Annotated in this window: 17 protein-coding genes; 1 reads left to right on the plus strand and 16 read right to left on the minus strand. The window is 37.2% G+C overall.

Going from position 1 to position 20238, the window contains the following annotated elements; translation table 11 throughout:
- Positions 1-40 precede the first annotated feature (40 nt).
- Positions 41-1255 (plus strand): bifunctional folylpolyglutamate synthase/dihydrofolate synthase, encoded by a 1215-nt coding sequence (locus HU137_RS03870; protein ID WP_182042485.1) that lies wholly within the window; start codon positions 41-43, stop codon positions 1253-1255.
- A gap of 11 nt (positions 1256-1266) precedes the next feature.
- Here HU137_RS03870 and HU137_RS03875 read toward each other — a convergent pair whose 3' ends face one another.
- The 16 genes from HU137_RS03875 to HU137_RS03950 all read right to left on the minus strand — a co-directional run bounded on the left by HU137_RS03875 (position 1267) and on the right by HU137_RS03950 (position 20226).
- Complete coding sequence (locus HU137_RS03875) at positions 1267-3645, minus strand: GumC family protein (protein WP_182042486.1); 2379 nt, start codon at positions 3643-3645, stop codon at positions 1267-1269.
- Positions 3646-3648: 3 nt separating this feature from the next.
- Positions 3649-4425 (minus strand): polysaccharide biosynthesis/export family protein, encoded by a 777-nt coding sequence (locus HU137_RS03880; RefSeq protein WP_182042487.1) that lies wholly within the window; start codon positions 4423-4425, stop codon positions 3649-3651.
- 123 nt (positions 4426-4548) lie between these two features.
- Entirely contained in the window at positions 4549-6426 is a 1878-nt protein-coding gene (locus HU137_RS03885; protein ID WP_246361474.1) for a polysaccharide biosynthesis protein, read from the minus strand.
- A gap of 58 nt (positions 6427-6484) precedes the next feature.
- On the minus strand, positions 6485-7594 hold the full coding sequence (locus HU137_RS03890; RefSeq protein WP_182042488.1) for a DegT/DnrJ/EryC1/StrS family aminotransferase: 1110 nt from the start codon (positions 7592-7594) through the stop codon (positions 6485-6487).
- Between the two features lie 36 nt (positions 7595-7630).
- Positions 7631-8305 carry an acetyltransferase gene (locus HU137_RS03895; protein WP_317169892.1) on the minus strand — a complete coding sequence of 225 codons (675 nt, stop codon included), beginning with the start codon at positions 8303-8305 and terminating at the stop codon, positions 7631-7633.
- Positions 8306-8322: 17 nt separating this feature from the next.
- Positions 8323-8781, minus strand: a complete 459-nt coding sequence (locus HU137_RS03900; protein WP_182042489.1) for a DUF3368 domain-containing protein — start codon at positions 8779-8781, stop codon at positions 8323-8325.
- Positions 8774-9001 carry a UPF0175 family protein gene (locus HU137_RS03905; RefSeq protein WP_182042490.1) on the minus strand — a complete coding sequence of 76 codons (228 nt, stop codon included), beginning with the start codon at positions 8999-9001 and terminating at the stop codon, positions 8774-8776. Before HU137_RS03905 ends, HU137_RS03900 begins: the two co-directional genes overlap by 8 nt.
- 70 nt (positions 9002-9071) lie before the next feature.
- Positions 9072-9677, minus strand: a complete 606-nt coding sequence (locus HU137_RS03910) for a sugar transferase (protein ID WP_182042491.1) — start codon at positions 9675-9677, stop codon at positions 9072-9074.
- Positions 9678-9740: 63 nt separating this feature from the next.
- Entirely contained in the window at positions 9741-10889 is a 1149-nt protein-coding gene (locus tag HU137_RS03915; RefSeq protein WP_317169893.1) for a glycosyltransferase family 4 protein, read from the minus strand.
- 51 nt (positions 10890-10940) lie between these two features.
- Positions 10941-12032, minus strand: a complete 1092-nt coding sequence (locus HU137_RS03920) for a hypothetical protein (RefSeq protein WP_182042492.1) — start codon at positions 12030-12032, stop codon at positions 10941-10943.
- 261 nt (positions 12033-12293) lie between these two features.
- Complete coding sequence (locus HU137_RS03925) at positions 12294-13445, minus strand: hypothetical protein (protein ID WP_182042493.1); 1152 nt, start codon at positions 13443-13445, stop codon at positions 12294-12296.
- A gap of 27 nt (positions 13446-13472) precedes the next feature.
- Complete coding sequence (locus HU137_RS03930; RefSeq protein WP_182042494.1) at positions 13473-14513, minus strand: acyltransferase family protein; 1041 nt, start codon at positions 14511-14513, stop codon at positions 13473-13475.
- Positions 14503-15573, minus strand: a complete 1071-nt coding sequence (locus HU137_RS03935) for a glycosyltransferase family 4 protein (protein ID WP_182042495.1) — start codon at positions 15571-15573, stop codon at positions 14503-14505. Before HU137_RS03935 ends, HU137_RS03930 begins: the two co-directional genes overlap by 11 nt.
- Before the next feature lie 109 nt (positions 15574-15682).
- Positions 15683-16915 (minus strand): glycosyltransferase, encoded by a 1233-nt coding sequence (locus tag HU137_RS03940; protein ID WP_182042496.1) that lies wholly within the window; start codon positions 16913-16915, stop codon positions 15683-15685.
- A 627-nt stretch (positions 16916-17542) separates the two neighbouring features.
- A complete protein-coding gene (locus HU137_RS03945) occupies positions 17543-18844 on the minus strand; it encodes an RNA-binding domain-containing protein (RefSeq protein WP_182042497.1) in 1302 nt (433 codons plus the stop codon).
- Between the two features lie 1178 nt (positions 18845-20022).
- Positions 20023-20226, minus strand: coding sequence for a hypothetical protein (locus tag HU137_RS03950; protein WP_182042498.1), 204 nt, complete (start codon positions 20224-20226; stop codon positions 20023-20025).
- Positions 20227-20238 lie beyond the last annotated feature (12 nt).

Below are 20238 nucleotides of genomic sequence, written 5' to 3' on the forward strand. Positions count from 1 at the left end.
AGTATTTTCTACATTTGGGTTTGTATAATTTTATGTTCAGATGAATTACAACCAAACCGTTTCCTGGCTTTATCAAAAACTTCCCATGTTTCAACGAACAGGTGTTTCCGCTTATAAAAAAGATTTGGGAAACATAAGGGCTTTGATGGAACATTTGGGTAATCCGCATGAAAAATTCAAATCGATTCATGTTGCCGGAACCAATGGAAAAGGGAGTACTACGCATATGTTGGCTTCTATTTTTCAAGAATCAGGTTATAAAACCGGATTGACAACTTCTCCTCATTTAAAGGATTTCAGGGAAAGAATTCGCCTGAACGGCAAAGTTTGTTCGGAAGAATTCGTAATTGATTTCGTAGAAAAAAATGCAGCATTTATCGAATCTTTACAAGCTTCTTTTTTTGAAGTTTCCATCGCGATGGCGTTTACTTATTATGCCCAAGAAAAAGTAGATATCGCGATCGTCGAAACCGGATTGGGCGGGAGATTGGATTCGACCAATATTATTAGGCCGGAATTGTCCATCATCACCAATATAGGACTAGACCACACCGGAATTCTCGGTGAAACACTATCAGAAATCGCATCTGAAAAAGCCGGAATCATTAAACCGAACGTTCCGGTCATAATTGGAGAGTCTTCAACTGAAATTCAAGCCGTATACATACAAAAAGCAGTAGAAACTAATTCAAAAATTCATTTTGCAGAAGAATTTATCTTCCCAAATTATGATTCTGATTTAAAAGGAATTTACCAAGAAAAAAACAAAAGAACGGTTTTGACCGCTATTGAAATGCTCAATAAACAAGGATTTGAAATTTCGCAAAATGCAATCCAATCGGGTTTGAAAAATGTCATTTCCAATACCGGTTTACGCGGCCGCTGGGAAATTTTGCAAGAAAATCCGACCATCATTGCAGACACCGCTCATAATCCGCATGGTTTGGCTGAAATCCAAAAACAATTGTCCCAAACAAATTATGAAAACCTTCATTTGGTTTTGGGATTTGTAAACGACAAAGATGTCCTTTCCATTTTGGAATTTTTCCCAAAAGATGCGCAGTATTATTTTTGTCAGCCTGATGTTCCGAGAAAATTAGAATTGGTTGAATTGAAAAAAATGATTCCCCAAAATTTGAAGGCAGAATTTATCCCCGATGTCAGACAAGCATTGGAAAAAGCAAAATCAAAAGCCGGAAAATCCGATTTGATTTATGTCGGCGGAAGCACTTTTGTGGTGGCCGAAATTATCTAAATTGTTGAAGATTATTTCTTCAATAAATTTTTAGGCAAGAAACGTTTCCATCCGCTTGGGTTTTTGGAAGCATAACCATAGCCGTAACCGTAGCCATATCCGTAACCATAACCTTTTCCGGCTCCCACATCATTGAGGATGAGCGCCATATTGGGCAATCGTTTGTCACGGTACAAATCCTGAGGCATTTCCAGCATGCGTTTGTCTAGATAATTGGCACGAATGACATATAGAAATAAATCCGCAAAATCCGCAATAACCTGAGTATCAGTAACCAAACTCGTCGGAGCTGTATCGACTACGATGTAATCGTATTTATCTTTTACTTGATCCAACATTTCTTTGAAACGACCATTCATCAACAATTCAGAAGGATTGGGAGCCAAAGCGCCTGCATGGATGATATCAAATGGAAGTGAAGTTTCACTTATCAAAACGTCTTCAATCGGCATTTCATAATCACTTAAAAACTGCGTGATCCCTTTTCTATTATTGAATTGGGCAAGGTCCAACATTTCCAAAATCCTTGGATTTCGGATGTCAGCACCGACCAACAATACATTGTGCTTTTTTGAAGCCGATAATATCGTTGCCAAATTGACGGCGATAAAAGTTTTTCCCTCTCCACTTACAGTTGAAGTGATGAAAACGGTTTTGGCCAAATTATTTTTACCGGATAAGTAGAAACCTATATTGGTTCGCAACATACGAAAAGCTTCTGCCAGAATACTTCTGTCGTTTTCTTGAATGATCAAATCGGATTTGGTTGAAGGAATATCACCGATGATAGAAATCCCCAATTTATCGATGTCCCTACGTGATTGCACTTTATTGTTCATCATGAATATCAGGTACAAAACGGCAAAAGGAACGATCAATCCGGCAGCAGTTGCCATTAGGTAAATGTTGTTCCTGTTAGGCGAAATCGCCGCATTATTGCTATAAGCATAGTCCACAACTTTTATGGAAGAAGGTGTGGCAGCATTGGTGATTTCGTTTTCTTCTCTTTTCTGAAGCAAAAACAAATAAAGCGCTTCGACGATTTGTTGTTGGCGGGAAATGTTTTTAAATTCTTTTTCTTGCGTTGGGAATCGGTTGATTTTAGATGCGATACGACCGCTTTCTCCTTGTATGCTTCCCAAAGCGATTTGGGTCGTTTTTTTATAATTGTTTAAACTTTGGCTCAAATTGTCACGGATTTCATCAATTTGGTTGTTCAGATTTTGAACGATCTGGCTGGATTCTGTCGAGTGTTTCAACATGTCCATACGCGCCAGAATCAATTGGTTGTATTTTGCAGCATTGGCATTTACAGCTCCATCTGAAAGTCCTATGTTTTCCGGAATCAAATCATTTTGGTTATTGCGCAAATAATCCTGCATGGAATTCACCAAACTCAATTGCGTAGATTGTTCTAAAACCTGAGCATGATTGGCAGAAGCTTCCGACAAACTGATTCCACCTTCCGCTTCCAGATTGATGACTTGATTGTCTTTTTTAAATACTTCTACATTCTGATCTTTGTTTTGAAGATCTTCAGAAACTTTGGCCAGCCTTTCTTCGATGAATTGCGTGGTTCTTTCACCGATGAGTTCCTTATCACTCAGCGCATCTTCGTTGTATTGGTTGATCAGATCATCAATCACCGTTTTGGCTCTTTCCGGTAAATTGTCGACCATAGAAACGCTAAGTACAGAACCGTCATTGATCGGCGCTATCGTCAACCTTCCTTTGACCATACCGATCCCTGAAGAAACCGGATAAATCACCACATGGATGGTTCTTCCTACAGCATTGCCAATTGGTAGAACGGTAAATTCATTTTCACCCAATTTTATGGGTTTACCAAATGAAGATTTGATCGTTCTTTCGTTATGGGTGATTTCTATTTCTGATTTGGATTTTACGAAAACTTCAAAATTGAGATAAGAAACATCTTTGGAGAGCACACTTACTTTAATGGGAGATTGGTTGCCAAAGAATTCTTGTTTTTTTACGCGGGCATCTGAAAAATACCGAATGTTTAACTGTAAATTATCGACTACTTTTCCTATCAATCGTCGCGAACGCATGATTTCGATTTGATCGGAAATATTGGGTTTGGTATTTCCTCTTCCCAAACCTCCTCCGGTCAAAGCACTTAATTCAGAAGCTTGAGAGGAAAGGTCTTCTTTCAATAAGATTTTGGCTTCTGCGCTATAAAGGTTTTGGGTATATCTCAAATAAATCGCGGCGCAACTCCAAGCAACAAACAATCCCAATACAAACCATACCCAGTGTCTGCGCAACTGCTCCCAAATTTCAATCATAGAAAAAGAACTCGTCTCGGGTTTTGGTTCCATGACCGTTTGGGTGGTGTTGGTTATACTATTTAGTTCGCGGTAGGACATGGTTTATTTTGTAATTAATAAAATGATGGTCAACAAGAAACTGGAAATCGACATCGCAAATGAGATGTCACGGAAGATCGTCGCATTTCTGGACGAATTGATCTTATTTTGGTTGGGCTCTACATAGACCACATCGTTTTGTGCCAAATAATAAACCGGCGAATTGAAAACTTCTTCGGTCAATAAATTGACCCGATAAAAATTTCTTTTCCCGTTTTCTTCTCTCACCACCAAAACATTGTCTCTCAGTCCATTGATCGTCAGATCTCCCGCCATGCCTAGCGCTTCTAAAATCGTTACTTTTTCATTTTCTAGTGGATAAGTCCCCGGACTTCCTACTTCACCCAAAACGGTAATTCTATAATTGGTAATCGCAATGGAAACACCTGGATCTATGATTTCGTTACTGAGCATTCCTTTCATGTATTGAATGGCTTCATTTCTGGTCAATCCTGCCAATTTGATTTTGCCTAAAACCGGAAATTCGATATTTCCTTCTTCATCTACCAAATAGGTTTTCTGATTACCCATTCCACCCATTCCTACATTACTTTCCTGATTAAAGATACGTGTAGCCTCTTCATTTCTTCCAAAAACGGTTATGGACAGCAAATCGTCCGGTTGAATGGTGGCCGAATATTGCTCCGCCAATTGGTCAATGGATTCTAAATCACCTTGAAAATAAACGATTTTTTCCCGAGGAACACATGAGGTAAGGAATAAGCCGATGATCATTAAAACGAAATATTTCAATACGAATTGATGGCGGTTTATTTTCATATTTGGGCAATTGTTGCAGATGCAAATGTAAAACTAATTAATCTATGCATAAAATTTCTGATTTTTAAGTCGAATTTTGGTTTTTACGGATAAAATTTTTTGACTCAACTTTTTCACAAGGAATTATTTCGGATTCTGAAAATCAAAAGAATTGGAAATAGAAGTATAAATCGAATTACTAGGTTGATACTCCGGTACGAGTTCCTTCATTTTTGAAACCAAAATAAGATTGGCTTCCATTGCATTTTCAGTTGGTTCCGTAAAGACCAAATCCATTACTTTCTGCTCAAATCCTTGAACGGATTGATATACTTTTGCGATCATGATTTTGGGATGATGGGTTTTGATCGCGGTCTCATTGTCTACCAATAATTCTTCGTAAATTTTTTCCCCCGGTCGCAAACCCGTGATTTTGATATCGATGTCTTCAGGATATTTTAATCCACTCAACTGGATGACTTTTTTGGCCAAATCAAAAATTTTGACTGACTCGCCCATATCAAACACAAATACTTCGCCTCCCTTTCCCATGGCTCCTGCTTCCAAAACCAATTGACAGGCTTCCGGAATCGTCATGAAATAGCGGTTGATGTCAGGATGGGTAACGGTCAGTGGACCTCCTTCTTCTATTTGGCGTTTAAAAGTTGGGATTACGGATCCATTTGAACCCAAAACATTTCCAAATCGCGTTACGACAAATTTGGTATTGGATTTGGCGTTCAATTGGGTAACATATAATTCTGCCACGCGTTTGGTCGCACCCATGACATTGGTTGGATTTACCGCCTTATCTGTCGAAACCATCACAAATTTTTCCACACCATATTTCACGGCTAAATCCGCAATCGTTTTAGTACCCTTTACGTTGGTCATCACCGCTTCATAGGGATTGTCTTCCATGAGCGGAACGTGTTTGTAAGCCGCCGCATGAAATATAATATCCGGTTGATAATGGCGCATCATCACTTCGACGCGTTCGGGATTCCGTACATCTCCCATGACAAATTCACAACTATCATTATAAAATTTTCTTGTGGTTTGTTGCAAATTAAACAGGGCCGTTTCGGCCTGATCGACCATGATCAATTTTTTATGCGGATAGTTCATGATTTGTCTGGAAATCTCGCTTCCAATAGAACCTGCGGCCCCAGTCACCATGACTACTTTCCCACTGATTTCGTTTCGGATTTCTTCGTTGTCCAATTTGATGGGCTTGCGTCCGAGTAAATCTTCGATTTTGATGTCTTTGATTTGTTGGGCCGTCAAATCGCCTTTTAACCAATTGGATACAGCAGGGACGATTTTTAAAGTAACGGAATAGTCTGCAAATTGGTCCACAATTTCTCTCAATTGTGCTCCCGGCAAGTTTTGAATGGAAATGACTATCTCTGTGATATTGTGTTTTTCTATGAATTCTTTAGAAATTTTATTTGAATTATAAACAGGAATTCCATTGATTTTCTTTCCAACTTTTTTCTTGTTGTCATCCAAAAAACCCATTACCGTTACCTTGCTCTTATCGTCTGCTGTAAGGGCTTTATAGGTAATCACACCCGAATCTCCGGCACCATAAATCATGACTTTGCGTTTGTAACGGTTCCCCGTTACATAATAATTGTACAGATTTTTATACAGGATACGCAAAAATGAAAGGGCGATGGTGTTGAATAAAAAATGGACGACAATTACGGTTTTCCCAATCCGAAATGCCGGTTCGGTTTTAATTTCATAAATCATCCAAGAAAACAAACTGATCATGATGGTGTACAGAATAGTCGCCTTTAACACATTCATCATGTCCTTAAAACCCGTATGACGAACGATTCCCTTAAATGAAGATGTTAAAATAAAAGAAATGAGCGCAAAGATTAAAACTTGCGGCAATTGATGGGTGATGACTTTGCCGAAATCAGTTTCAGGTGCTATATTCATCCATCGGAGTACCCAAAAAGTCAATAAAAAAGTATTCAGCGTGATGTATAGATCTATAAGTAAGACCAACCACCTGGGCGTTTCTTTTTGTAAATGTTTCTTAAGCTGATAGCTTATAAAAGGGAAACTATAGGTTTTCAATGATTCTAATTAAATCTTGTTCTGTTAAATCCGATCCACTGGGCAAACAAAGACCCTTATCAAATAACTGCTCACTTGTGCCATTTACATATTTCGGGTATTTTTCAAATACCGGTTGTAAATGCATCGGTTTCCACAAGGGCCGGCTTTCTATATTCTGTTTTGCTAATCGCAATCTTATTTCTTCTCTTTGTTCAAACGAATCAGTCAAAATACATGTTAACCAACGATTGGACATAAAACCTTCAGGTTCATTTAGAAATCTTATACCCTCTTTTCCGGCCAATTGTTTTTGGTAAAATTCAAAATTGGCTCTTCTGGCTTCCACTCGATTGTCCAAAACTTCCATTTGTCCACGACCTATTCCGGCCACTACATTGGACATTCTATAATTGTATCCGATCTCTGAATGTTGGTAATGAGCCGCTGCATCTCTGGCTTGAGTCGCAAGAAAAATCGTTTTTTCTTTGGTTTCTTTCCTTTTGGAAATCAGTGCACCACCTCCTGAAGTCGTGATGATTTTATTGCCATTAAATGACAATACAGAGAAATCTCCAAGTGTTCCACATTTTTTTCCTTTATAAGTGCTCCCAAGCGCTTCCGCTGCATCTTCAATTACTGGAATTTCAAATTTCTCCGAAATCCTTTTGATTTCATCATGTTGATAGGGCATACCGTAAAGGTGAACGGCGATGATGGCTTTGGGTTTATGTTCCCTCGCCAATCGGTCTTCAATGGCTTTTTCCAACAAATCGGGATCCATGTTCCAAGTTTCGGTTTCGCTATCCACAAAAACAGGCGTCGCGCCCAGGTAGGCAATAGGATTGGCAGAAGCTGAAAAAGTCATGCTTTGACAGATCACCTCATCTCCGGCTTTCACTCCCGCTTGGATCAAGGCCAAATGCAATGCGCCAGTTCCTGAACTCAAGGCTGCGACATGGGCTTCCGGTCCCAAATATTTTTCCAAATCCAATTCAAACCCTTCTACATTTGGTCCCAATGGTGCAACCCAATTGGTTTCAAATGCTTCATGTACATATTTTAATTCTCCTCCACCCATGTGTGGAGAGGATAGCCATATTTTTTTTTCGTTCATGACTGAATTAAATTTGGGGTGTAAAGATACAACGAATTAACGGTCTGTATTCGTATTTTCAACCGTTTTTATTTGCTTGGCCGGATTGCCAACCATCACAGCAAAATCAGGTACATCACGGATGATAACAGCGCCCGCACCGATCACCGCCCATTTTCCTATTTTTACGCCTTGGATCACAGCTGCTCCTATGCCAATATGCGTGCCTTCCCCAACCGCTACATCTCCTGCCAATGCTGCGTTGGGTGAAATATGAACGAAATCTCCCAATTCACAATCGTGATCGATGGAAGAATTGGTGTTTAAAATGCAATGCTTCCCTACTTTTGCTTCCGAATTTACCGATACACCTGAAAGAATGACAGTTCCGTCACCAATTGCTGCCCGTTTGGAAACAAAAGAAAAAGCATGAATGATTTTGGGATAAACCAAATTTGGAAAACGATCCACTATTTTTTTTCTCACCTCATTTTTTCCGACCGAAATCACCATTTCTTTTGCTCCCAATGGAAGTTCTTTCAAAACTGGCAAATCCAATAGACTGGAAAGATTTGGGTTTTCATCTATAAAACCACTGACCTCCATTCCGGCTGTTTCAGCCGCCTCAGCTACTACTTTTCCATGACCGCTTGCGCCAAATACATACATATTTTTATTCATTTCCTCTAAAAACTTCCATGGTCGCTTGTCCTTGTTGTGAAAGCCTAACAAAGGGTGCTGTTTTACTGTTATAATTCGTCATTTAATTTTAAAAATTCATGGATAACATTATCTGCAATTCTAAAATCTGTCATCACTATTTTATCAATCAAGGGTTTCACTTTATTGATAACCGACATTTGTTTGGCTTTATGAATCACTCCGAGGGTTCCTGTGATTTTGAATTTAAGTTGCATTGCTAATTTACGTGCCTTTAAGTCATCAAGCAAAAGAAGCACATCGTCAAACTCCGAGGCTAAGGCTATAGCACTTGCCTCTCCTACATCAACTTGGGTTTCTAAAAACCATTGATATTTTTTATCAGAAACAGCTTGAATTTTAATCCAATCCGGTAATTTTTCACCAAATTCTTCTGCAACCTCGGAAGTGGTAATTAATTCACTATATACTTTTTGTAAAAGACCTATTTCATCAATCTTATCGAAAAGTATCAATGTACTGGTATCTGAAATAACGGTTTTAGGCATTTTTTATATCTGAATGTAAGTCTGATGTTGATTTACTAAAAACAGAAATTCCGTATTTGCCCAGCATTTCTATGAATGCTCTTTTGGACAGGCCAACCATTTTGGCTGCCTGACCTGCTGAAAGTTTAGCGTCTTCATAGAGTTTGGCAGCTATAATCATCGAAAAATCATAATCTTTTAAATCTATATTTTCCGGTATATTTATTTGTATGGTTCTCATGATCTTTTGTTTTCAACAAATTTACAAAATTTGACTGTACATTTAATCACCTTCGATTTTATGTTGGCGATCATTCATTTCCTTTAAAAACTTCCATCGTGGCTTGTCCTGTTTGCGAAATCCCTTCTCTGATCACTACTTTTTTGAGCGTTAAAAACAGGATTTTCACATCCAAACCAAATGTCAAATGGTCCACATACCAAACGTCCAAATCAAACTTTTGTTGCCATGAAATCGTATTTCTACCATTGATTTGCGCCCAACCTGTGATCCCCGGACGCACTTCATGTCTTCTTTTTTGGTTTTCATCGTACAGGGCTAAATACTGAACCAAAAGTGGTCGAGGTCCGATCAAACTCATATCGCCTTTGATGACGTTGAGCAATTGGGGGATTTCATCCAAAGAAGTTTTCCGTACAAATGCGCCGATTTTGGTCAGTCTCGCTGCGTCCGGAAGCAAATTGCCTTCTGCGTCTTTTTGATCGGTCATCGTTTTGAATTTGATAATTTGGAAAATCCTTTCGTTTTTACCCGGTCGTGGTTGGACAAAAAACGGTTTTCCACGATTGGCCAAACAAAGCCCTAGACAAACGATGAAAAACAATGGAAACAATAAAAGAAAGGCCGTCAATGACAACACAAAATCCAATGTTCTTTTTAAAAAAGCCCCATACATACCTGCGCAAAATTACATCTTATTTGAAAATCCCGAAAAATGAAAATGCATATTCTTTTATTTCTATCCCAATAAATTCCGGTATTCTTCCAAAAGCTTTTCCCAAACCCGATTTTGTTCATAACGGTCTAGGATCATTTTTCGGGCATTTAGAGCAAATCTATTTCTTAAATCAGTTTCCTGAACCAATTTCAACATTGCTATGCTTAAGGCTCTTTCATCTTTTGTCGGAATGATCAAACCATTTTCATTCTCTACGATGATTTCATTACAACCATTGATATCGCTCACGATAGAGGGCAAACCCATGGCGCCGGCTTGCATCACGACATTTGGGAAACCTTCTCGATAACTTGGAAAAACCAATGCGTCTGAGATCGCAAAATAAGGTCTGACATCTGCCTGAAAACCTACCGAAATGATGGCAGAATTTTCATTGATTTCCTGAATCGTTTCGGAAGATAATGGATCCAATTCCTGCTCAAATGGACCTACTAAAATGAGTTTTGAGTTTTGGGTTTTGAGTTGGGAAAAAGCCTTTACCAATTCATTGATGCCCTTGTCCTTTACCATTCGACCCACAAAAACGAATACAAAATCATTTTTTTCAATTCCCCATTTATTTCTCAATTCAGATTTCGTTTCTTCTGAAACTTCATCAGGCGAAAAATAAGTCGTATCGATGCCGTTGGAAGAGCCTTGACCTATGATTTTCAGTTTGGATTTCGAAGTGAAATTTTCATTTAGAATAAATTCATACAAACCTTTTGAGTTAGGATAAACATGAGTCGCAGACCGATAAGTCAATCGTTCTACGAAATTTAAAATCTTTCTTTTTATTCCCGTCGCTTCCATCAACGGCATGCCCGCAACGGTATGCATACGGATGGGAATCCCGGCCAACTTTGCGGCCATCATGCCCAATAATCCTGCTTTGGGCGTATGGCTATGCACGATTTGGGGTTTTTCTTTTTTAAAGAATCGGTACAATCTCCACAATGCTACCAAATCCTGAATCGGTGTGATTTTTCGGGTCATTTCGATGGTTTCCACCCGAATTCCTTCTCTGAGTTTTACTTTTTCAGATTCCTTACCTGAGGCTGAAACGCCAACTATTTCAAAGAATTGGTTCATAAATCCCAATTGTCCTTTCAATAAAATATCCAAGGACAATGGAACGGTCGTGATGCGGATGATTTTGGGTTTGGACACGGTTTCAATTTGGGACAAAAATAAATTATTATTTGAAATGAGATTGCTTCGTTACGCTCGGAATGAGAATTTGGAATCGCAATGACAACGAAATTCTTGTAAAACCGAAATACCTAGCATTAAAATCACTGGAAACACCAGGGATTTGGACCGAATGATCAATCCGAAATTGGCATATCCATACACCAACATGGTGCCGTATAAAATCAATAGCAAAACAGCAAATAATTGAAATACTGAACATTTCAATTTTTTCCAATAACGAATTGTTCCATATAAAATTCCAATAAAAAACCCTAATAAAATCAAATTTTCAAGCCCAATCAATTGATAAAGCATTCCCGGCCTTTCAAATAAAATGGGTCTGAAATAAAACGTAAACATTTTATACGGATAGATATATTCTTCCATCGGAACATAGGCTGCTGTTCCTTTCAGTTTAAAGTTATGGGCCGCATAAAGGTTCTCGATTTTTTGGATCAATGGGATTTGGGCATTGGTGATTTCGGCCAATAAAAAATACAATGCAATACTTAGAAGAATTCCGGATATACCCAATAAAAATTTGATTCGAATCGATGTTCTTCCCTTCCAAATAATCGCTATCAAATAAGCCAAAAAAACCACAAAGGCGAAATGTGGCCTGATCCAAGCTATCATAAAAAAGGAAATCCATACACTCCAAGTAAAAAACTCCTTTTTGTATAATTGACTGCAAATATGAACTACAGGCCAAAACAAAATGGCTTCTTTCCCGATGAGCGAAGTCCAAAAATGGGTGTTTGGAAGCAACAAAAAAAGCATGAAAAAAAATAAGAAATTGGATTTATGGAAAGATATTTCTTTTGCTAATTTCCAAAGTTTTAAAAATCCGATTCCGCTAAAAGCACTAAACAAAAGACAGCCTGCCCAACCGGGAAGATGAAGAAATTTCACAAAAGGAAAGGTGATAAACTGAATGAATTCGGTTCCAGGTTTTAAAAAAGATATCCATTCTAAATTTTCCATGTTGCTGCCGACAAACCAATATTTCACCGCATCTCCGTTGTTTTGGTTGACATAATCATAGGCCACCCAAGCAAAACCCAAATGGTAAAGGAAGAGGAAATATGGGAAATATTTTACAATGAATTTGGTTTTCATGTGATTTTCTGGGTTGGGTATAAAATTAAGGGAATTTTGATTTAATCCATAGGAGGATTACTTCAATTTCCCGAACAGCTCCCAGCTGTTCTCCTTCTTAATCTCAAATCCCGACCCTAAAGGGTGGGCGTTTTAATTACTTTGAATAATCAAAATATGTATTGAAAAGAATAGTTCAAAACCCTCCCTTTAGGGCTGGGGTTAAGATTTTAAACTATTTCCTTTACGGTTGGGGCAAATAAATTGAAATTTATTTTAAAATCACCCCTTCCCTCTGGTCTGATAATGGTAGGAAAACACCCACAAAATGAAGATCAACATCCCCGGTAAAAACATATTCCGCATCCGGATCATGATGCCCAGATTCCCCATAGATTGTGAAAAAGCGAGGCTTCCCACAATCAAAAAGATCACCATTCCTTTGATCACAAAAGGTGCAGCTTTAAAGGCGGTCAATGGTTTCAAACGCATCGCCATGATAAATAAACTAACCAACACCAAATTTTCTATGGAAGCCAATAAACTATTGACATTGTGCGCATCAAAAAACAAAGGCCGGAACCAAAATGTAAGCACTTTTAGAGGCAATGGATAGGAAGAAATATCAATCGCAGAACCTGAACTTGCACGACCTAAAACCGCCGATTTTTTATCAGCAAAATCATCAAAAGCCTCCACACTGGCTTCTTCAATTTTAGCAAATTCCATGACACTAGGCAATATTGCTATTCCGATGCCCAGCATGGCTACCGAAAAAATGATCCGCTGAAAACCGGAAACCTTTCCGCCAAATACATACGCCATTCCAAAGCCAACCATCATGAACAACAACATATGGGGCCTGACCGCCATGGTTAACAATACACTGATGACCAAAAGCGGAATCCGCTTCATCGGAGACATAATGCCATACACAAACATCCCGATGCATAAAAACAAAAGCGAATCTTTTCCTACCGCCACACTCCATATATGCAAATTGGGCATAAAAAATAACAGAGGAAATAAAGCATATCCATTGATGATTTTACTATAAGGAATGGTTTTGACCGCGACCATATAAAAAAAGGCCATACCTATAAAGCCAAAAAGTGAAAACAACAAGGTATTGGATAAATAGGACATTCCCAAAAGATTGGTAAATGGGAAATTTAAAGCATACATGAACATGGTTCCTTCCCCATTAAAAATATCTTCTGTAAAACGCTGAAACGAATAGTTTTTAGGTACGCGCCAATAGCCCACTGCATCTCCCGGAATAAAAAAACAATAGTACGCCCCGGCTACCAAATGAAAGAAAAACAGAAGTTGTAAAGTTTTAAAATTTTGAGGTGTTAATTCCTTTTTGAAAAGGTTTATAAAACCAATTCCCAGCATGATGATCAGAGGTATGTAAAGGACGTCCATTGCCATTCGAGCAAATGTAAAGATTTGATTGAATTATTTTTCAATAAACACAGGTTCAAATTTTAGTTTGATTTTATTTAAAACCTTTTTTTCAAATACTAAATAATAAAGATAACTAACAATGCAACAAACTATAACCACTAAAGTAAATTCTAATAAGATTAAATATTGTTGTTTAAGATCCGGTAAAAGTTTCACCATGAAGCTTTGAATCGGGTTGTGCAATAAATACAATGAATAACTTGAATTTCCAATCAACATCGCTATGCTTCGATTTCCCATCTTCACATTCCAATATTTTACAGCCAAATAAACAAACCATCCCATAGAAAAGGCAAATAATAAATTTGTTGAAAATCGGAACGTCTTTAATTCCAAAATTTTTATCATTAAAAACACCAAAAAACTTAAACATGCAAATAATAGTGAATAATTCCTTTTGACGATAATTTGAGATTTCACAACATAAGCTACAAAAACGCCAAAAATAAACTCAAGGTTATACATATTGAAAACCAAATTGGCAAACGCTCCTTTTGCATCAACATCAAAAATATTAACTCCAATTATTGAACAAATCCAAAGCGTTAAAAACCCATACCAAAGTTTTTTAGAAAAAAAATTTAAACCATATACCAAATAAAAAAACATTTCAAAAACCAAGGTCCAAGCAACCGACAACGCCGGATTTCCATTTGGAATTAATGTTAAAGAAGTAAGCAGGCTGATGGATCTATTTGAATCACTAAACCCAGGAATTATTGCATACAAAATCAACATCCCAATTGAAATGGGCAAATAAGGAATATAAATTCTGATGATTCTATTGAACGTATATTTCTTTAAAAAATTTGGATTATCTCTGAATCGAAATGTTGTAAATGCAATGATAAATCCAGAAAGAACAAAGAAAAAATCAACGCCATATTTTCCAATGGATGCAATAAACTCTAATGGAGGAAAATTCAATCCTTTAAAATATGAAAAAGACGTATAAGTATGATGTATCACGACAAGCAATGCAGCTATTCCCCTATAAACTTGAAGTAAATCAAAAAATTTTTTATCCGCCATTTGTTTCCTTTAAAATTCGAACCCATTTCCCCGCTGTCACCTGAATACAATAATTCTCCTCCACCAGTTTTCTGGCATTTTCCCCTAATCGGATGCGCGCTTCTTTATTATTTTTCAACTCGATGATTTTTTGTTTCCATTCTTCGGCTGAATCCACCAAATATCCGGTTTCATTTGGAATTGTTACTTCTTTGTTCATGCCCACATCAGAAGCAATTCCCGGCACACCAGAAGCCGCATATTGGATCAATTTGTAAGCACATTTTCCTTTCTCCCAAAGGGAATTCTGCAAAGGCATGATGCCAACATCCATTTTTTGAATTTCAGCTACTTCGGTTTCTTCTGACCAAGGAATAAATTTTACATTTTTTCCCATTCCCATATCTGTCGGAATCCCCACTACATGAAATTTTATTTCCGGATGACTCATTTCCAACTCCCGAATCCAATTTTTACAAGGCGCCAAATGTTTTTCAAACGTACTGCGCGTACCGATCCAGCCTACGATAAAATCCGAAGAACCCTGTGAATGTTTTTTTTGAGGATAACGATCCAAATCAATTACCGTTGGAATGATTTCAACTTTTTTCGCGCCGGCATTTTTTGCATAATCTGCCAAATAAGCGTTTCCTGCCACTACAACAGACGCATTTTTCATCACAGTAGCAATTTTTCGGGATAAGAAATGGCGAATGATGGGATTTGAACTTTGGTCATAATTATGAAAAATCGCATCGTCATAATCCACAATATATTTTACGCCAATCCATTTTAAAAACCATTCAAAACAAGCGGGTAAATAGGGAAACAATTCTTTTTCGATGATGAGAACATCGTATTTTCCGACAGCAAACAAGGTCAAAAACCGTTGGATATACCCTTTGAGACTTTCCTTAAACGTCGATTTTCCGCTGTACAAATTCTCCAAGTATTTCTCAGAAAACAGCGACGAAACTTCCACTTTAAAACCCGCTTCTTCCAAATACGGTATATACTGAAAGCTTCTCAATCGGCTGCTTCCGGCATTTCGTGCATATTTGGTGAAATAAAGGGTTTTCATGTATTAATATTTATTTTTTTTTAATGGACATATTTCGACTACGCTCAACACAGGCATGGAACACCCTATTGACATTCCGCTGTTTGATAAAACAATAATAATGGGTGTTTCATTCTTGAATCTTACTAATGGCTGAAATATACGATTCCGCAGCGGCTTCCAGTGAAAAATAAGTTGCTGCTTTCTCGCTGCTTTTGCTTTGGTCTGCAAAATTAGTCTTTTTAATGAACTCCATTATTTCGGAAATATTATCTCTTGATTCTTTTTTATGGTCATATAAATAACAATCTTTAAAGTTTTCCAAAATCGTTTCTGTATCCCCAATTCCTTTGCTCGCAATTACCGGAAGCCCGCACAGCAGATATTCTCCCAATTTGATCGGCGCAACGCCTTGCATGCTGAAAGTCGGCTTGCGCAACGCAAATCCGATCTGAGCCACGTTCAGATAAGCCGGAACTTCCTCTGATTTTACTTTTTTCAGGAGGATGTCCGATTTCAAATGTTCCGGAATGTTTTGTTCTGCGAATTCTAGATTTCCGGTCAGGATCAAAAATTTGGATTTGTTCGTTTTCTGATGGTTTTCAAAAATGGCCAACATTTCCGGGAAACAATATTGGGGACCGAGCGAACCTGCATACACAAATAGGAATTCGTCTTTTATGCTCAATTCCTTTCTGATTTTCTTTCCCATTTCCGGGTCAAATTTGAATCGACTGGCATCTCTTCCATTCAAGACCACTGAAAATTTATTCCTGAAATTTTCACCGATGGTTTTCAGGTGTACCTCAATTGCCTTTTGGGATCGTGTGATAACGGCATCTGCGTTTTGAAGCATTTGGGTTTCAGCGGATTTAAACAACTGATACTGGAAACTTCCTTTTTTCAATCCGGCGAAATCAACGCGTTCTTCGATCGGCAAACCATCGGCATCAAATATCAGTTTCCCCCTAAATCCTTTGCCCCTAAATCCCCTAAAGGGGAGTTTTTTTGTTTGAATCATTGAATTGACCATCATGGCCGGAAACGTACTTCGGGGCATGAGGATGTCGATTTGGTTTTCTTGGATGTATTTTTTGAGTTTACGACCCGATGTTTTGGCGGTGACCAAACTTCCGATGGAAGCGATGGGTTTGCGCAAAATGGGAAATGCGGTATACTTAATTCCCAATCTTTCTGCAACTTTCCGGGTTTCTTGGATTTTCTTTTCGTCTGCCCAGGTAAATTGGATGACGTGAAATCGGATGGCTTCTCTTTTGGCGATTTCGTGGAAAATCGGCATGAAAAGTCCTTCCATGTACGAAGTCTGTGGGCCGTCCCAACTGATGAAGAGGAGGTTTTTCATGATTTAAATTCAAGTTTCAAAATTATGGATATTAACGTGATTTCGATGTAAAAACATTAAGAATTAAGATAGATGCGCATTAAATAAAACTCATATTTATTTGTAATTCACTTTATTAAGACATTTTAAGAAATCAACAAGTTGATTTAAGAATAATAGACTTAAAATCATTTAGGATACCATTTTAAACTTTTTTCAATTCAATACTTACTTCTGTCAGGCTGAGCGTAGTCGAAGCCTTATTCGTGCAATAAATGTACATTTCGACTACGCTAATGTACATTTCGAACACGCTAATGTACATTTCAAATACGCTAATGCACATTTCGACTACGCTCAATGTGACAGAGGGTTGCTGTGTGACAGAGGGTCGCTGTGTGACAGAGGGTTGCTGTGTGACAGAGGGTCGCTATGAGACAACCTCAAGATTGATAGACTTAAATCGAACTGAGGTTAATTATTATTATCGTAATTATAACAATGCCCTGTTTTTCCGAAAATTATAATCCTATTTATAATTTTATTTGATTTATCATCGGGATTTTCATTGAAAATGGAGCATGCAAAGTCCTTTCCTATACGAAGTCTGTGGGCCGTCCCAACTGATGAAGAGGAGGTTTTTCATTTTTATTTTTTTATAAATTCCCAGTGCCCTCCTTTTGCTGCGCCTTCTCTTTTCAAAATACCTTTCGAAACCATATTTTTCAAATACCGCTGAATAGTTCGTTGAGAAATTTCTAATTTTTCTCCTATTGTTTTAGCAGAAGCTTTATTGTTTTGCAATAGGATTTCGATAATTTTTTGTTCAGTTTCTACGACAGTTTCTACGACAGTTTCTACGACAGTTTCTACGACAGCTTTGTTTGCAACAAAAACCATCCGAAGGAAATTTTCAGAAAAATGAAAACTGCTTTTGGGATAATTTTTTAGTATTCTAGGCACTCCCGAACCCAATTGTTCTACCAAATCCAAATCCTTAAAAATACGCATGATCTCCTGATTTCTAGGAACCGAATAGCCCGAAAAAAATTCATCCTTACTTAATCCTTCCGGTAAACCGCCATAAGAAGTGATTTCGATTCTATCCGAAAAAATCTCAAATTTTGGAGCCAATTCTTTTGTATAATCATTATGTACAAATGCATTTATCACAGCTTCCCTTAATGCAATTGGATTCCATAAACGAAATTCTTTTCTTTCTTTGGAAGTAATTTGGGTTAAGGTTTTATTTTCAATTTCCAATTTATCCAAAATGCGTTTGGTAGATTTGACCAATGATTCATAACCATATTCATTATTCTCTATCAAATTTTCACGATCCTTTCCATCGTATTTTGCCATTTTTACGGAAAGGGAATTATGGTCAGAAAAAAGATAACCTATCAGATTATATTGACCTTCTTCTGTTTGGAACTCCAAATTTTTGGAAAACTGTGCATTGAGTCTTTTATCATTCGTTTCATAATAAATTTTTAATTGCTCAAAAGCCAAATCCTGACGAGGCGAACGAATTTTACGGATAGAATGCCGAATGCGTTTGGAGAATAAATTTTCAATCATTTTTGAAGGCATCGGTTCAGAAGAACTTCCTATACGTACAAAAGTCCCTTTTTCGGACATTCCGTATTTTCTAAGATAATAAGGCTTTTCAGGTCCGCTAGCCATAATAATTTTCAGAACAGCCTTCCCTTCTTTTTCCTGTAAAATCAAATCAAACAATCCCAACGCAGAGGGCAGGATATTATTTTTCAACCGGTCTTTGATAAGCAATTGCACTTTATCTGCATTTTCTATACCTACCGCATTCCCCTTATCATCTACGCCCAAATAAATAATACCGCCTTCCGCATAATTTAGAAAAGCGATGACTTCCTTTTCTAAATTCTCGGTGAGTTCTTGTTTATATTCAATTCGGTTCGATTCTGACATCTTGTCAAAGATAGAAATTTCAATGTGTATTTATATGTTCAAAAATCGGCATAAACAATCCTTCCATATACGAAGTCTGTGGGCCGTTCCAACTGATGAAGAGGAGGTTTTTCATGATTTAAATTCAAGTTTCAAAATTATGGATATTAGCGTGATTTCGGTGTAAAAACATTAAGAATTAAGATAGATGCGCATTAAATAAAGCTCATATTTATCTGTAATTCACTTTATTAAGACATTTTAAGTAATCAACAAGTTGATTTAAGAACAATAGACTTAAAATCATTTAGGATACTTTACTAAACTTTTGTATCAATTCAATACTTATTTCTGTCAGGCTGAGCGTAGTCAAAGCCTGCTTCATCCAATAAATGCACATTTCGACTACGCTCAATGTGACAGAGGGTCGCTATAAGACAGCCTCAAGATTGATAGACTTAAATCGAACTGAGGTTAATTATTATTATCGTAATTATAACAATGCCCTGTTTTTCCGAAAATTATAATCCTAATTATAATCTTCACCTGATTTTATCATCGGGATTTTTATTGAAAATGGAGCATGAAAAGTACTTTCCTGTACGAAGCTTCTGGACCATCCCAGGGGAAAAGAGGAGGTTTTTCATAATTTAAATTCAAGTTTCAAAATTATGGATATTAACGTGATTTCGATGTAAAAACATTAAGAATTAAGATAGATGCGCATTAAATAAAACTCATATTTATTTGTAATTCACTTTATTAAGACATTTTAAGAAATCAACAAGTTGATTTAAGAATAATAGACTTAAAATCATTTAGGATACTTTACTAAACTTTTGTATCAATTCAACACTTACTTCTGTCAGGCTGAGCGTAGTCGAAGCCTGCTTCGTGCAATAAATGCTCATTTCGACTACGCTCAATGTGACAGAGGGTCGCTGTGTGACAGAGGGTCGCTATTATTCATTTCACCTATTAACCTGACCTTGGACTTTGACCAAGGCAACCAAATTTAACTCCTTCGGAGTTTTTTTGATTATATTGTTGATAATCATCACATTAAATGAAGACCTATAATGCAGTACGGGTTTAATTTTTGTTTATGGATAAAAGAATAATGGCAGGTATTTAAAAATTGAACAGGTTGATAAAATATGTAAAAACTTAAAGGAAATTAAATGATTTAAAGTAAAAGGCTAATCCATGATCAGGTGTTCAAATTGCTCGTAGTTGATTCCTGTGTAAAGGCAGAAATCGTCAATGGTAAGAAATTCTTTTTCAGGTTTGTTTAATTCCTTTTTAATTTTTTGAGCTAATCTGGCACTTTGTCTATAACTTTTACCGGTTATCAATTGAATGTCCTTGGGATAAATGCAAATTCTTTTCATTGGTAGTTTCATACATTATCCAAA

The sequence above is a fragment of the Moheibacter lacus genome (assembly GCF_014042165.1).
GTDB classification, from domain to species: Bacteria; Bacteroidota; Bacteroidia; order Flavobacteriales; family Weeksellaceae; genus Moheibacter; species Moheibacter lacus.